Source organism: Anaerocolumna cellulosilytica (assembly GCF_014218335.1).
GTDB classification, from domain to species: Bacteria; Bacillota; Clostridia; order Lachnospirales; family Lachnospiraceae; genus Anaerocolumna; species Anaerocolumna cellulosilytica.
Window position 1 is genome coordinate 4434093 of record NZ_AP023367.1, and the last position, 16464, is coordinate 4450556.

Here is a 16464-nt window from a genome sequence, read left to right on the forward strand (position 1 = left end):
ATCTCATTCATGTTGGATCCCCCCTCCAACATTAGGATGTACGCAATGTGCATATTTCATGCACAACCAACACCAAAGAAAAGTTAAATACTTATCCTCCCCTTTTTAGCAACAACTCACTGCAAAGGCGTAGTGGGTTGTTTGCTTTTTATGGCAAAGGTAACATGGGGGTTGTATTTTATGAAACCCTTATGAATAGAGGCTTTCAGTGTTTTTTATTCTTTATGGCACAGAGAGTATTTTATCATAAAAATATCTTATACGCAACTTATACATAGCTTAAATTTTTAGTAATACCCACAATGACTTAAATGATTTTACTTCTTTATGTATTGGATGATTGATTTCTGTATAAATTGATTGACATTGCCCCCACAACACTATACAATATCTATATCCCATGTGGGAAATTTATACTTCCGAAAGGAGATGGTAAATAATGAAGAATATGGTATTGGTGATTCTAAATTAAATATTGAGGTATATGTAGAGATAATGGGTTTCGTCCTATTAAATTTGCTTATGCCAGAGCGTTCCTTAGACAGAAGTGTCTTTTGGACGCCTAGTTAGTAACCTTTCGTGAATACTGCTGTTAGTGAGATACGATGAAGGCGTATCTTTTTTTATGCCGTGAAACAGCTGCTTCTTTAGAGGCTGCTTAATTCACGGCATTTTTGTATCCAAAAATAAAATTTTAATTATTTATAGGAGGAAAATCAATATGAATAAAAATAAAAAGGACGAAATACAAATCAAGTCCGAAACACTGACCTATGTTTTAAGCAACATGTTTGATACTGGCATACTACATGCTGATTATAAAACCACTCAATTGCATGGCGGCACTCTGGGTGATGTACAGCTTGTCACAGGTACAGCCGAAACCACAGACGGCAAGAAACTACCCTACAGTATTGTTTTGAAGAAGCAGAAAAAATGGGAACGCTACGGCGACCCTGATTCCTGGCGGCGGGAATATGACCTATATACTTCTGATTTTGGTAAGTTGTTCACCGAGTCTCTTCGCTGGCCAGATTGTTATCACGCAGAGATGAACGGCGACGAGATTCAAATCTGGATGGAATATATCAATGGCATATCCGGCTTAAACCTGACCGGTGATATGTATGAACGCACCGCCAAGGAATTGGGACGGTTCCAAGGTAGGTTATATGCAGAACAACCAGTTATATTGCAGACACTTACGAATCTAAGCAAGGTGGATAACATGAAGAATTTTTATCTGCACTATAGATCATGGAATGAAGTCTATGATTACATACGTTCCAATGACTGCCCTATACCAAAACATTTGTGTGACATGCTTATTGCTATTGATGAACATTCCGACGAAATATTTGCCCGTATTGCAAAACTGCCCATCGTTTTATGCCATAGGGATTTTTGGGTGGCAAACATATTTTCCTATGATGATAAAATCGCACTCATTGACTGGGATACCGCCGGTTGGGGTTACTTAGGCGAGGATATAGCCAGCTTGCTTGCGGATGAGGCAGATGTCAATCACATGTTAGAATACTATACTCGATGTGTCCCGGCTTATTACGCAGGGTTTTCGGAATATGCGGATATCTCTCAATCTTCCAATCCTTGTATCTATGAGTTGATTCTACTTATGTTCGGATACAGGCTTGTAGAGGACTTTAAATTTGCCAAAACAGCCAGTGACAAAGACCATTACTTAAACATGCTTCAAAAAATTTATGAAATGAAAGATCTTTAGAACAAAGAAAAAGACAGCCATCTCCCTATGGAAATGGCTGTCCCTGTATAAAAGCCTGCTTTCAACTGCAATGCAACACAATACGCGTACACCTTATTTTCTCTATCCATTTGCTCTATATATAATCTACTGGTCTATTTTACAACGCCCCTCCTGGGGGAGTCTTTCCTCAAGATTCTCACATATTTTAGAAAGTATGCGTTTGAAGACTTCTATATCTTCTTCAGAGATATCCTTTATTAAAATGCTTTCAAACTGAGTAAACATCTCACGAACATTTAAAGCCTTTTCTCTGCCTTTGTCCGTCAGACAAATCGTTATGGAGCGTCTGTTTTCCGGGTTCACTTCCCGTCTTAGCAACCCCAGTTTTTCCAGATTATCAATATTTCGTGACATAGTGGTAGTATCCATATGACAGCGGCAGGAAAGCTCTTTCTGGTTTAATCGGTCTTCTTTTAAAAGAGTATTTAAGATTCCGGCCTGTCCTTGTCCGGGAGTCAACCCATTGGCCGACAGCACTGGTGAAAGCAGCTGTTTTCTTGCCCGTTCTGAACGGATAAAAAGTTCTCTCAAATTACTTTTCATTGTGTTTACTCCTTTTCTATTGAAACCATTTAATCCAGTTCAAATTGTCCTGTGTAAAGTTTATAGTATAGACCCTCTTGTGTCAACAGTTCTTCGTGATCTCCTCTCTCCATCACTTTTCCCTGTTCCAAAACTAAAATTGCTTTGGAGTTACGGACGGTGGATAATCTATGTGCGATAACGAATACTGTACGGTTTTCCATTAAGGTATCCATACCCTTTTCAATTAATTTCTCCGTTCGGGTATCAATAGAACTTGTGGCTTCATCCATCACAAGTACAGGAGGCTGAGAAATAGCTGCTCTTGCAATGGCTAAAAGCTGTCTTTGTCCCTGCGATAAGTTAGCCCCGTCACTTTCTAAAAGAGTATCATATCCATTTGGCAGCCTTTTAATAAAGGAGTGGGCATTGGCTAGTTTGGCAGCCTTCACTACGTCTTCATCACTTGCCTGAAGTCTTCCGTAACGGATATTATCGGCTATGGTTCCGGTAAACAAATGTGTATCCTGAATGATAAAGGAAATAGAACGTCTTAAGTCGGCTTTCTTAATATCTCTAATGTCAATTCCATCATAGGTAATCTGACCTTCTGTTATTTCGTAAAAACGGTTAATCAGATTGATAATCGTAGTTTTACCTGCACCAGTGGAACCTACAAATGCAATCTTCTGACCGGGTTTTGCAAATAAATTAATGCCATTTAAGATAGTATGCTCTTTTGTGTATCCAAATACAACATCATGAAAATGTACCTCTCCTCTTAAGGGAACATAGGTAGAGCCATCCGTTCCATTCGGAATGTTCCATGCGAATTCACCTGTGTAAGTATCACTTTCTGAAAGAGTACCATCTGCTTCTCTCTTGACTTTCTTTAAAGTTATCTGACCTTCGTCAACTTCATGTTCTTCTTCCATCATTGCAAATATCTTCTCTGCACTGGCTAAAGCTACCATTAAGAAATTAATCTGTATCGTAAACTGATTCATGGGCATTGCACTTTGTCTGACATACACCAGATAAGAAGCCAATGTACCAATATCCGTCAGGCCAGATAAGGCAAATAGTCCTCCAACACAAGCAGAAATAGCATAATTAATATAGGATAAGGATACAATGGTTGGTATTGTCATCGCTGTATAAGTATTAGCTTTGGTGGAAGCTTCTCTTAACTTCTCATTCAACTCACAGAACTTCTTATAATCTTGCGCTTCATGGTTAAAAATTTTCTCCACTTTCTGCCCAGCAACCATCTCTTCAACATAACCATTAATAGCTCCAAGATTCTTTTGCTGTGCTGTAAAATACTTTTTACTCATTTTTCCGTTGTACCGGATGTACATAAGCATGAGAAGTAGAAATATTATTACAATAATGGATAACTGCCAGCTTAAAATAAGCAGCATTATAACGGTTCCCACAGAAGTTATAAAACTTTGAATTAGCAGGGTAAAACTATTATTTAACGCTTCTGAAATAGTATCCACATCATTTGTAAAATGACTCATTAATTCGCCATGGGTATGTGTATCAAAGTAATTTATAGGAAGCTGTTCTGTATGTTCAAATAAATCACTTCGAATCTCCGATACCACCTTTTGCGAAGTATGAACCATGAGTTTATTATAGAAAAAACATGCTACAACCCCTGCTGCATATATAATTCCCATACTAATAATCATCTTTATAAGTCCTGGTATATCTCCGGGAATTATGTATTTGTTTACTACTTCTTTCAAAAGATATGTTCCTACAATACCGGACGCTGCGCTTATACATACAAATATGGTAATAAAAAATAAGGCGATTTTATGCTTCCCTAAATAGCGAAGTAATTGCTGCAAGGTCTTTTTCGTATTTTTCGGTTTTGCACCAGATGTCATTCTTGCCATTATAAGCTACCTCCTTGCTGTTGGGAATAATAGATATCTTGATAGATTTCATTTTCTTCTAGCAGGGAGTTATGGGTACCAATCGCATTTATTTTTCCATCTTCTAATATCAATATCTGATCGGCATCCATAATTGAGGTAATACGCTGTGCAACAATTATTTTTGTCATACCCGGCAGTTCCTTTGCCAACCCCTCCTTAATCTTTGCTTCCGTTGCTGTGTCTACGGCACTGGTGGAATCATCAAGAATGAGTATTTTGGGTGCTTTTAGGATAGCTCTGGCAATACATAGTCGCTGCTTCTGCCCACCGGAGACATTGACACCTCCCTGTCCAAGTTCCGTATCATACCCTTTATTCAGCCGGTCAATAAATTCATCAACACAAGCAATATGGCAGGCACGTTCGATTTCTTCCATAGTGGCGTCTTCTTTGCCCCATAAAAGATTTTCCTTCACCGTACCGGAAAAAAGTATGTTTTTTTGGAGCACCATTGCAATGGAATCTCTTAAATGCTTTTGTGTGTATTCATAAATTGGATGTCCGTCTATAGATATATTGCCGGAGGTTGCCTCATAAAGTCTTGGAATTAACTGAACCAAAGTACTTTTGGCAGAACCGGTAGGCCCGATAATACCAACGGTCTGCCCGGACTTTATCTCAATGGATATATCAGATAATACATACTCCTTGGCATTATCTTTGTATTTAAAGTATACTTGTTCAAATGAAATGTTTCCGCTTTTTATTCTAAGCTCTTTTGTTAAATTATTAGAAATGGCCTTATCCTTACCTAAACCATGTTCTTCTGTAATGACCCCTTCTTCTATGGTGGCCCAGTCATCATTGATAGCCCGGTCGTCGGTAATAGCCGGTTCTTCCTCCATGACTTCTAGAATACGCTTCCAAGAAGTTAGCGAACGCGTAAATAGCAGAAATACATTAGAAAACATCATGAGGGAATTAAGTACCTGCAAAACATAGCTTAAGAAACTGGTAAGGCTTCCCACCTTCATATCTCCTACCCACACAAGTTTTCCGCCAAACCAAAGAATACTTAATATTGTTCCGTACATAACGAATTGAAAGGCAGGCATATTAAGTACCGCCAGAGAAAATGCCCTTTCGGAATTCTTTTTCAGATTTTGGTTTACTTCTTCAAATTTTGCTATTTCATGGTCTTCTCTGACGTAGGCCTTTACCACTCTGATGGCTGTCAGATTCTCTTGAATGATGCGATTGACGTAGTCAACGGCATTCTGCATCTTGGCATATAAAGGACGGACATTTTTTACAATTATAAATAGAACAATTCCAAGAACCGGTGCTGCAATTAAAAAAACTACTGCAAGAGCTGCATTGATTCGAAAGGATAAAAAAATCGCAACAAACAGCATTACCGGTGAGCGAAAGCCTGGTCTCAAACCATTCGTTATAGAATTTTGAATGGTTGTTACATCACTGGTTAGTCGTGTAACAAGCGATGGAGTGCTAAATTTATCTGTGTTGGAAAATGAATAGGTCTGCATTTTCTGAAACTCTGCTGCCCGGATGGATGCCCCTATTCCATTACCACAAGCTGCGGTAAACCTTGCACATAAATTTCCCAGAACTAATGAGATGATTGCACAGACTACCATTTGAAACCCTTTTAAAAGAATATAAGATTTATCTCCATTAACAATACCTACATCAATGATATCTGCCATCATGATAGGAATTATCAGTTCAAATAGTGTTTCTGCTTCAATACAACTAATGGCCAGAATCAATTCTTTTTTATAGTCTCTGGCATAGGCTAAAAATTTCTTCATATGATTGAGCTCTCCTAATTGTTGTCATTACAATAATTGCATGTGCATTAATTGCAACAGCAACTATTATAATCCTATCCTTTAGGGAAGTCAAGTAAAGAAACATTAACTAAGGGTTACCCTTTTATAGGGAATTACTCTAAATACTGCTTAAGCCATTGACGTATATACCATATTGTGGGATACTAAATTTGTTTAGTATAATGGAAAATATTAATACAGGAGGCATTTTATTATGAAGAAAAAACTATTCAAATGTTCCGTGTGCGGTTATGTGCACGAAGGAGAGACTGCTCCTAACGAATGTCCAAAATGTAAAATGGGTGCTGAAAAATTTGAGGAACTCAATGCTGAAGATGCTGAAAAAATCTACCGTTCCGACCGCACTAACGCTATTCATATGGAAGTTATTACATTGGCAGATAAGATTATTGCTTTAAGTCAGGAGGGTATCGAAGATAATTTAGATCCTAAATGTCTGGCTGCTTTTACACAGGCCAAGGATGAAGCTTGGGTAATCAAACAAAGATGTAAAACAGAACTAGCAGGACATATGAAATTAGGTAAATATTAAACATAGCTTCAGCTAACAGGCTATAACATCTTTGCTATTTTTATAAGGATGCCCCCCATCAGATAACTGCATTTTATCCGATGGGAGGCTCATTATGTAATACGAGCAATTAGCCTTTCCTGCAAAGGTAATCAAGCAGTAAAGAACAGCCCTCATATATGTCTTTATAGGTTTTATCAAAATCGCCTGTGTACCAGGGATCTGCAATATCCCTTGGATTAGGGGACATCTCTAGTAGTCTCATGATTTTTTTATTCTTATCTCCTCCAAATATCCGCTCCATAGAGGCCAGGTTTCTCATTTCCATTCCGATAATGTAATCATAACGTTCATAGTCCTCTCTTATAAGCCTTACTGCTCTCTTTTTGGAGGAATCAATTCCTAAATCTGATAGTATTTTTCTTGTTCCGGCATGTACTCCGTTTCCTACTTCTTCTCCGCTGGTGGCGGCTGAAGCCGTATAAATTCTATCTGATAAACCTCTTTTTTCTACCATGTCCCGGAATACATATTCAGCCATAGGAGAACGGCATATGTTCCCCAGACAGACAAATAAAACTTTTATCATATAAAAACCTTCCATTCTCATTACTTGTTATTAGTCTAGTTATTAGATTTGTATTGTTATTTTAACCTTCTAGTTTTGTCCTTCTTATTTCATTCCTTCCGCTACTTGAATTCGCTTTGATTACTCCAAATCATCGAAGTCATACGCTGCCGCCTTGGTATAATTCGTAACCTTGGCTTCAAAGAAATCGGTCTTTGTCTGATTAAGACTTGAAAATCCATCAATCCATGCCATAGGATTTTCCGTTATTTCAGGATACAACACTTCAAGTCCAATGGCCTTTAACCTTTGATTTCCGAGATATTTAATATATTTTTCAATCAGGGAATTATTTATCCCCAAAATTTCATTGTTGGTAACGTATTGTCCCCAGGTTATCTCCATTTCTACACCTGTCCGCATCATTTCCCGAATTTCATCCAACAGCTTCGGTGAAAATATCTCAGGTTTTTCACCACGCAGTTCCTTAATTATATTTTGAAAAAGTACCAGATGAGTTATCTCATCCCGGTTAATATATTTAAATATAGTACTGGTAGCCGTCATTTTTCCCTGCCTAGCCAGCGTATAAAAAAAGCTGAAACCGGAATAAAAATATATACCTTCCAGAATATAATTGGCTGTTACTGTCCGTATAAAATTCTCTGTGGATGGGTTCTCATTAAACTCCTGATAGATATTGGCTATATATCTATTTCTGGCAAGGAGTTGTTTATCCTCCCTCCATTCATCGTAAATCTTATCTCTTGTTATAGGGTTTGTTACCGTATCCAAAATATAAGAATAGCTCTGGGCATGAATTTCCTCCTGAAATGCCTGGATATTTAGGAGCGAGGATATCTCCGGAGCAGTCACATATCGAGATAAATTTGGCAGGTTTTCACTCTGAATCGAATCTAAAAAATTCAGGAAGGATATAATCTTATCAAAGGCATTCCTTTCTCCGTTGGTCAAAAGAGGAAATTGTTTGATATCCTCATTTAAAGATATTTCCTCAGGAATCCAAAAATTATTCAGCATAGTGCGGTAAAAAGTCTTTGCCCAGGTATACTTTATGCGGTTCCACTCCCTTAAATTTGTAGTATTTCCCTCAATCAGTTTCTCCGTACCCCTAATTCCGCCTTCATTAAATATTTTCTTCTTAATCATGGTATTCTCTCCTAACTATAGAAACAGTGACTTGTCTCCACTTTCATCACATTCAAAAACTGTTGCATAATTACCAATGGTATATATTATTTTTAGCTGGAACAGCTTGTGCATTCATCCATCTCTAAGGACTGGTTTCGTACATAGTATATAGTTTTTACACCATTTTTCCAAGATTCTACATACAAATTCAGGATATCCTTTGCCTTTACCTCAGGTGTAATATACAAGTTAAAAGACTGAGACTGGTCGATATGTCTCTGTCTGATACCGCAAGCCTTTATGCTGTATAACTGATTTATATGATGAGCCTCTTTGTATAGCCAAAAGTTCTCCTCTGTCAAATCCGGTGCAGCCTTTGGAGTAAAGCTGCCCTTTTTCTCTTCTATAAAAAATTTGCGAAAAATGGGATCAATACCCGCTGTGGTTCCGGCGATATTTGAGGTGCTTCCAGTTGGTGCCACTGCTGTTAGATACCCGTTTCGAAGCCCATACTTTTGAACCTCTTCTTTTAGCACGCGCCACCTTTCACTTATATAGCCTCTGGCTTCAAAATACGCCCCGCTCTCCCACTGGGAACCGGAAAAAGCCGGATACGCACCCTTTTCCTTTGCAATATCACAGGAGGCTTTTATCGCCTGATATGCAATTTCTTCAAACAAAGAATCTGCTTCTTTTAAGTGTTCCTCACTTTCCCAAGGAATATGGTGGTTTACAAGATAATGATGGTAACCGCTGGTTCCAAGTCCAATTGCACGGTATTTATCACTGGTTATTCTTGCCTCTACTACAGGCGTCTGGTTTAAGGTAATCACGTTGTCAAGCATTCTTATCTGTAAGGGTATAACATCCTTTAATTCTTCCTTGCCCACTCTTCCAAGATTCACAGAATTTAAATTACAAGTCACCATATCACCCGCCTTAACTCTGGTGATGACCTCCTTATTCCCTTCATTATTTTGAATAACTTCTTCCACAAAGGAAGACTCACTCATATTCTGGGCAATCTCATGACACAGGTTGGAGGCATAAATCATACCAGCATGTTTGTTAGGATTTGTCCGGTTAACCGTATCCCTGAAAAAGATAAAAGGTGTTCCGGTTTCTACGGCGGATTTCATTACCTTCTTCATAATATCAAGAGCCTGCACCGTTGTCCGATTTAAAACACTGTTGGCTTCGCAGGCAAGATAACGTCTGGTAAATTCACCATTCTCTTCCTCATCATAACAATCCTCTAGGTAAAATCCCATTTGCTTATGTACCTCGTAAGGATCAAATAAAGACCATTGCCCTCTCTCACCCAAGCGTTTCATAAATAAGTCTGGTATACTTATAGAAGTAAAAATATCATGGGCTTTTCTTCTGTCATCCCCGTTGTTGGTCTTTAAATCCAAGAATTCATACAAATCCTGATGCCATACATCCAGTGTTATGGAAGCTCCTCCTTTTCTTCTTCCTAACTGGTCCACTGCCACAGCCGTATCATTGTAAAGTCGTATCCAGGGCACTACTCCCCCGGAAGTATTCTTATAGCCTCTGATTTCACTATTTAAGGCCCTGACCTTACCTACATAGATTCCAAGGGCTCCTCCATGCTTTGAAACACTGGCAAACTTTGAGTTCACATCATAGATTGACCAAAGGTTGTCCCCAACGGTAGAGATAAAACAGCTGCTTAACTGGTGAAAAGGTGTTCCTGCCGCTGCCAGTGTGGGTGTTGCCACTGTCATTTTCAATTCACTCAAGATATCATAAAACTTTTTAGCATATTCTAACTTCTGTTCTCCTTCCGGTATTGCCAGATGCATGGCAATAGCCATAAAACGCTCTTGGGGCAGTTCATAAACCTCTTTCTCAAATCCTTTAATTAAATACCTGTCTGACAGAAGCTTTAATCCTTCATAGTTAAATAAAAAATCTCTTTCTGTCTTTATATAATTGCCAAGCTCCTTGATTTCCTGCACCGTATATTCTTCTATAAGAAAGAAACCGTAGTAGTTTAACTCTGTCAATTTGATTACCAGCTCATAAAAATCTCCATATCCGAAAGCGTCATAGCCTCTGTTTATTGCCGCTTCTTTATACAAGTCTGCCATGAGAAGCCTTGCTGCCGCATACTGCCAGTCTATATTGGTTTTTTTGGTTTCATTGCCAAAAGAATCTCTTGTAGTTTGTATCATTTTCTCAATGGCCGTCTGAATCAAAATTTTTTGAATTTCCTTGGTACTCATGTTATCTGTGAACTGAAGCTTTGAATCCATCTCTAGTTCAACTGGGTCACATCCTGCTAAACCCCGGCAGGCATAGGCTGCCATTTTCTTAGTTTTCTCAACACATAATGGTTCCCGCCTGCCATTACGCTTTCTTATCATAATATCCATTCAAGTAATCCTCCTGAATACATTTAATACAACATATAGTATATATAATCTTATTACGGCTATACATATTGTATACCACTTTGATTATTTTGACTACTGGCATTTTGACCTAATTGTAACTTTTTTAACGAATAACCTGATTTGCTATAGCACATCAGGAATATGGCGCTTACAAAAAAGACAACACCTGACGGATGTTGTCTTTCAATTCTCTTATAAGCTTTCTACTGTGTCTATCTTTTTATTGCGGCATCTTTTACAAACTGTCGTTTTACCACCATCTCCGGCTATAAGCGGATATAATACTTTTATCCTTTTTGTCTTGCATACCGGGCAAGTTCCTCTCCCGCGGGAGGGCAGGTTACGTAATGTTTTTCCCCTATGAGGTTTTAAAGCCATTAAAATCATTCCCTTCTATCATACAAAATTCACTCTTGGTTATCACAAGAAAATATAACCACTGCCCTTTTACTATAACCCCTTAAATAAGAAATTGCTAATTCATAGATACTTCTGTACCAAACTTGATTATTTTTTCTTTTCTTCTCTTAGAATTCTCCGTATACTCTGCTCTGATAAATAGTAATCTTCACATAACTTTTGCAAAGTTTCTCCTTCTTGATACTTATTGAATATCTCCTGATTTCTTTCTTTCAGATACGCCCTGGTTCCACTTTTTTCTCCCCAGGCTCTCTGCTCTCCTTCTTTTCTAGGTACATATATATAATCTCCGTTGACATATTCCTGCAACTGCTTTACTAAACTTTCCGGTAAAATATTTTCTGCTTTTATATATTTCATATCTGCTCCCTGCTTCTCTAAAATAGTTTAAATTCATGTTTTAGATAAAGCAAAGACCACCAATATTTTTTTATATTAAAAAAACTGCAGTCAGGAAACCTGCTGCAGTTAAATTTATTTTAAAAATCCTTATCTGAATCCTTAAAAGCAAATGCTGAAAACAGAGTACCCAAATTAATCCTTTATAGAACAAAAGGACAATTAAAAACTGTATTTCAACACCAGCTACTTGATTCAGACTCCGAGCAAAGCATCGCCGACTATAATTTTTGTGGTCTTTGCGCGGAGATAAGTTTTCGATCGATTGCAGAAATTGACTTCATAAGGATTTCCTTTCTATTTTTAAGCATTAAATAATTGGGTTTACAATTTTGATACAAGCAAAAATATCCCTGCCTGTTACCTAATAATGAGTTTCACCACTCTCATATAATTCCATTAATTTCATTCTATACATTGTTTTATTATACCAGAAAATTAAGAAACAGCAAGTTCAAAAACATGACAGAATTGTTTATGATTCTTCGTATAATTTTATTTTGGAAAAGCTATTCTGACTTTTCTTCTTTTAAATACCAACGAGCAAATAGATTCAGTTCACCTGCTTTTTTGGCAACAGTTGATGCCGTAACTGCTTCTGCATCGCTGTTTGAATAATCGTCCCAAGTATACCAGCCGCCAAAAACATGACCTGTTTTCTTTGGTGCCGGTAATTTACCATATTTCTTACCGACTTGTACTTCCTTTTCATAGGTATCGTCATTATACGTTATAAAGTTAATTTTAAGAGTTTTAATCTTCCAATGAGCATAAAGCTTGGTTTTTGAACTTTCATCAAAGACATCACTTTTTGCTATTTTATCCCCTGCCTTTGCGGCTGTGTACCATCCATCAAAGGTATAGTTGTCCCTAGTAGGCGTTGGCAGAAGGTTTTCATACTTACTTCCAAAATAAACAGTAACTTTATTGGAGGATACCTTACCGCCGCCAGCGTTTAAAGTTATTGTTTTTTCGTTTCCTAACCATCGGGCATACAGCGTGTGTGAAGTCTTTATTTTTACAGTGCTGGCATCTGTTACCTTAGTGCCATTGTTCTTAAAGGTGTACCAGCCTTTAAAGGTGTAATTTTTTCTCTTAGGAACCGGTAATTTACCATAGGTACCCCCTACTGTCAACTCTTTCGTTTCAGCTATTGTATCCCCGCCATTGGCATCAAAAGTGACCTTTACCGGTGCTGGTGTAGTAGATGCCCCTGCTGTCTGGTGAGAAAACAAAAATACTGCTGCCATACTCCAAATGCTTATGAAAAGCAAAACTTTCTTTTGTAAATTCATATGTCCACCAATAACCATTCTATGAAAGGTGCGTTATATTCACTTTCATAGAATTGAAATCCTGATTCCTTTCTATTAATTTGTAACAAGGTTTTTGTTAATCGGAAATTTTATGTCCGTTCATCTTTTATTTACCTATTTATTCTATCGGATGTTTTACTAATTTTATGAACCATATAATGGTATAATTTGCTGTAACAAATTAAGGAAACCATTATCTTCATAATATATCCTGTTACCAGAGTTATTGTTTTCATGATTACTGTATATAACAGATCCATTAATGTATAGAATATAATCATAATTATGCCCGTATTTTTCAGGATAAGAAAACCACACCGAATAATTTTCCCCATCTTCCTTTACCGCTTTTATTCTTAAATCTGGTTGCGAATTCTGATTTAATGGTTGTAAAGAAATAAATAAGATTGTATATAAAAAGAAGAAATCTCTGCTGTAAGAGCAGAAAATTTCTCCTTTTAAATCTTGCCATATACGTTTGAAGGTCAGATATATATCTAAAATATATTTCTAAAATGTATCCGTAAATTAGAGAATGCCAAAGCACCTGTTACGAATATTTTATTTTGCACTACTTAAATGTTTACATATTAGACTCAGCATAGTCATAGTCCGTATCAAACAGCTTCTGGTTATTATCAAGTTGAGATACTCCTGCTTTATTATGTTTTTGAAGCAGCTCCATTGCCACTAATAATAAAGCAATACTTATAATTGCCAGGCAGGCAAGCACTGCCATATTGTGGGTAAAGGTTGCACCACCAAGTCCTCCGCTGATTGCCTGCCGAAATCCCATGATAGAATAGCTCATTGGCAACAATGCATGTATCTTATTAAAGAACTCAGAGGTTAACTGCATCGGGAAAGTTCCCCCCGCACCAGCCAACTGAAGAACCAATAATACCATTGCAACAAAGCGACCTGGATTATCAAATGCCATAGCAAGCAGCATAATAAAGAACATATATGCATAAGCCGTAATGAGAGCCATTACAATGTATTCGCCAAAATTACTAGTTGTGATTCCTAGTACTTTCATAATGATAGTTTCTAATAAAGCCATTGCAGTGGCTGCAACAAACCCTACAGATAGTTTACTAACCCACCATTGAAAGGCTGATTTTCCACTTTTAGCTACTTTACGGATTGGATAGATAAAGTTAAATATCATACAGCCTACATAAAGGGCTAAGGACATGACATATGGTGCCAGAGCATGACCATAATTCGGTACTTCACTATATTTCGTTTTATTTAAAGTATCTGGTGAGGCTATCATGTCTACAGATGCCTCTGATATCTCTACTGCGCTAACTTTTTCCTTGCCTTCTGACAGACCAGCTTCTAAGTCCCCTGCACCAGCTGCCAGTTCCGTTAAACCAGTGTCTAGCTTTTCAGAGCCGTCTGCTAATTGTGATGTACCATCATAGATTTTATTAGCTCCGTCTGCTAGTTTTGTTACACCTTCTGTTAACGCTGCATCGTTTGCAGTTATTTGAGTTAAACCATCGTAGAGTGCCATTGAGCCTTTCTCTGCTTTTTTAGCACCTAGGTTTAAATCCTCTGCTTTTGTATTTAACATACCTAATCCACTATCCAGCTTACCAACACCTGCTGTATAGGTTTTTAACCCTTTTTCTAACTCTTTTGCACCTTCATTAAGTGTCGTCAGCTTTTCCATTAACGCAGGTGTACTGCCGGCCAACGTAGTAATCTGGTCAGATAATGTCTGCGTTCCTTTAACAAGCACAGGTGTCTGTTTGGAAAGGCTTTCAAGTCCTCCTGCCACACCCTGGACAGCCTGCTTTAAGGTCTTATAACCATTTAGTGATGCAGTTACTTTTTCAAGTATAACAGCCTGTTGTTCTGCCGGCAGATTTTTAAAGACTTCGGGGCTTAAGTATTTTGTTAAAGCATCAATACTTTCCTCGTCAGGTATGGCCGCCGCTGTTTTATCTGCCCCATCTTTAAGTTGATTAATTGCCGTATCTACAGCAGACATACCCGTTGCCAATTGCGTGATTTTCTCGCTATTTTCAGAAAGTCCGGCAAGTTTACTGCCTAATTGTTCCGGTATCATGGCAACTCCGTCAGCCACCTGCTTCATGCCATCATTTAAGGCTTTGGAGTTACCGTTTAACTGTGCAATGCCTGCATATGCAGAACTGACACCTTGTGTATACGCGGTAATACCTTTTGCTAAAGTTCCTAAACCTGTTTGTAAATCTTTTGCACCGTCTCTTGCCTGCTCAACACCTCCTATGTAACGGCTTAGACCTAAACTTATGGAATCTGTACCGTCACTGAATGTAAGGCTGGCATCTTTTAATTTGTTTAAATTTTCAAAAATTGTTTCATTACCATCTTTTACTTTATCAATACCATCTTTTAGTTTTGTTGAACCATCTGCTGCGGTTGTAAACCCATCTGCTACTTTTGATAACTGACCTACAATTGAATCTACATAAGCTTTTGTAACTTTTTCTGAAACCTTGCTTTTTAACTCTTTTGCGGCCTGGTCACCGATTACTTCACCAAAGTAATTTAAGGCACCATTCGTTTCATACTCAATACTCATTTTTTGAGGGTTATCTGATAACACGGTGGCTGCATTGGCAGAGAAATTATCCGGCAATGTAAGAATCATATAAAAATCTTTATTTTTTAGTCCTTCTTTTGCTTCTGCTTTGCTTACAAAATGCCATTCCAGTGTACTATCCTCTTGCAACTCTTTTACTACATCCCTTCCAATGGAAAGTGTCTTACCTTCAAACGCAACTTCTTTGTCTTCATTTACAACTGCTATTGGAAGATTTTCCGTCATTCCATAGGGATCCCATACAGATTTCAAGAAAAAAGAAGCATACAGTATTGGTATAAAACACATTACGATAAAAGAAATTAACAGGATTTTATTGCTGAATATCTTTTTCCATTCTGATTTAATCATTTCCATAAATATTTTTCATCACCTTTCGAATCAACAATTCCCGTCGTTCTGAATGATTCCAGTTAATAGGCAGGATTTCTTTTTTCCCCAGTGCTTCCTCTAATAACTGTTGTACTGTAATGGTTTTAAGAGCCTCTCTCCACAATACATCAGCTTTTGAAAAGGCATTTCGTAAAGCAATTGTTCCTTGATTGGCGATGGCTTGTTTATCCTTAAATACCTCGTCAATTAAACCGGTATCCGGATAGGTCTCTATCGTTCCTTCCAAAGCTTCAACGATTTGAAGCAGGTTAATATCTGCACAATTACGGGCAAGGGTAAATCCGCCGTTATTTCCGGATACAGAATCTACTAAACCTGCCACAACCAACTTACGTATTATTTTTTTTGTATAGGTCAATGAACCTTTGAGGCGCGTATGAATCTCTAAGGAAGCTACTGGGATATCCGGATCCTGTGTCGCCAGCAAAGTTATTATGCAGATGGCCTGCTCAATGCCTTTCGTTAATTTCATTTTCTCATCTCCTTTAACGATATTCATTATCCATTATGGATATATGATGTCTACGATGAAATAGTAATCCTTTTCTTATTCTTAGTCAATTGTGATAATTCTGAATATCTTGGTTAAAATTAATTATTTTTTATATG

Annotated in this window: 11 protein-coding genes and 1 pseudogene; 2 read left to right on the forward strand and 10 right to left on the reverse strand. The window is 37.7% G+C overall.

What is annotated here, in order from left to right; translation table 11 throughout:
- Positions 1 to 721 precede the first annotated feature (721 nt).
- Positions 722 to 1744: an aminoglycoside phosphotransferase family protein gene (locus acsn021_RS18475; RefSeq protein ID WP_197978581.1), complete on the forward strand. Its 1023-nt coding sequence runs from the start codon at positions 722 to 724 to the stop codon at positions 1742 to 1744.
- A 126-nt stretch (positions 1745 to 1870) separates the two neighbouring features.
- Here acsn021_RS18475 and acsn021_RS18480 read toward each other — a convergent pair whose 3' ends face one another.
- Genes acsn021_RS18480 through acsn021_RS18490 form a run of 3 tightly spaced genes read right to left on the reverse strand, consistent with a single transcriptional unit; the run spans position 1871 to position 6032 of the window.
- On the reverse strand, positions 1871 to 2329 hold the full coding sequence (locus acsn021_RS18480; RefSeq protein WP_184091699.1) for a MarR family winged helix-turn-helix transcriptional regulator: 459 nt from the start codon (positions 2327 to 2329) through the stop codon (positions 1871 to 1873).
- 29 nt (positions 2330 to 2358) lie between these two features.
- On the reverse strand, positions 2359 to 4218 hold the full coding sequence (locus tag acsn021_RS18485) for an ABC transporter ATP-binding protein (RefSeq protein WP_184091697.1): 1860 nt from the start codon (positions 4216 to 4218) through the stop codon (positions 2359 to 2361).
- A complete protein-coding gene (locus acsn021_RS18490; protein WP_184091695.1) occupies positions 4218 to 6032 on the reverse strand; it encodes an ABC transporter ATP-binding protein in 1815 nt (604 codons plus the stop codon). Before acsn021_RS18490 ends, acsn021_RS18485 begins: the two co-directional genes overlap by 1 nt.
- Positions 6033 to 6267: 235 nt before the next feature.
- Between acsn021_RS18490 and acsn021_RS23180 the strand changes: the two are divergent.
- Positions 6268 to 6387 (forward strand): annotated as a pseudogene (locus acsn021_RS23180) (rubredoxin-like domain-containing protein); the annotation flags it as partial.
- A 328-nt stretch (positions 6388 to 6715) separates the two neighbouring features.
- Here the strand turns inward: acsn021_RS23180 and acsn021_RS18500 are convergent.
- From acsn021_RS18500 to acsn021_RS18535, 7 genes are all read right to left on the reverse strand, one after another.
- The gene (locus acsn021_RS18500; RefSeq protein ID WP_184091691.1) at positions 6716 to 7174 is read right to left on the reverse strand and encodes a low molecular weight protein-tyrosine-phosphatase; all 459 of its coding nucleotides are present in this window, start codon (positions 7172 to 7174) and stop codon (positions 6716 to 6718) included.
- Between the two features lie 120 nt (positions 7175 to 7294).
- Positions 7295 to 8323: a ribonucleotide-diphosphate reductase subunit beta gene (locus acsn021_RS18505; protein ID WP_184091689.1), complete on the reverse strand. Its 1029-nt coding sequence runs from the start codon at positions 8321 to 8323 to the stop codon at positions 7295 to 7297.
- Between the two features lie 92 nt (positions 8324 to 8415).
- Positions 8416 to 10707: a ribonucleoside-diphosphate reductase subunit alpha gene (locus tag acsn021_RS18510; protein ID WP_184091687.1), complete on the reverse strand. Its 2292-nt coding sequence runs from the start codon at positions 10705 to 10707 to the stop codon at positions 8416 to 8418.
- 528 nt (positions 10708 to 11235) lie between these two features.
- Positions 11236 to 11508, reverse strand: a complete 273-nt coding sequence (locus acsn021_RS18520) for a CD3324 family protein (protein WP_184091683.1) — start codon at positions 11506 to 11508, stop codon at positions 11236 to 11238.
- Between the two features lie 548 nt (positions 11509 to 12056).
- A complete protein-coding gene (locus acsn021_RS18525; protein WP_184091681.1) occupies positions 12057 to 12842 on the reverse strand; it encodes an InlB B-repeat-containing protein in 786 nt (261 codons plus the stop codon).
- 604 nt (positions 12843 to 13446) lie between these two features.
- Complete coding sequence (locus tag acsn021_RS18530) at positions 13447 to 15819, reverse strand: YhgE/Pip domain-containing protein (protein ID WP_197978582.1); 2373 nt, start codon at positions 15817 to 15819, stop codon at positions 13447 to 13449.
- Positions 15806 to 16327 carry an Rrf2 family transcriptional regulator gene (locus acsn021_RS18535; RefSeq protein ID WP_184091679.1) on the reverse strand — a complete coding sequence of 174 codons (522 nt, stop codon included), beginning with the start codon at positions 16325 to 16327 and terminating at the stop codon, positions 15806 to 15808. The genes acsn021_RS18530 and acsn021_RS18535 overlap by 14 nt, the downstream gene beginning before the upstream one ends.
- Between the last annotated feature and the right edge of the window lie 137 nt (positions 16328 to 16464).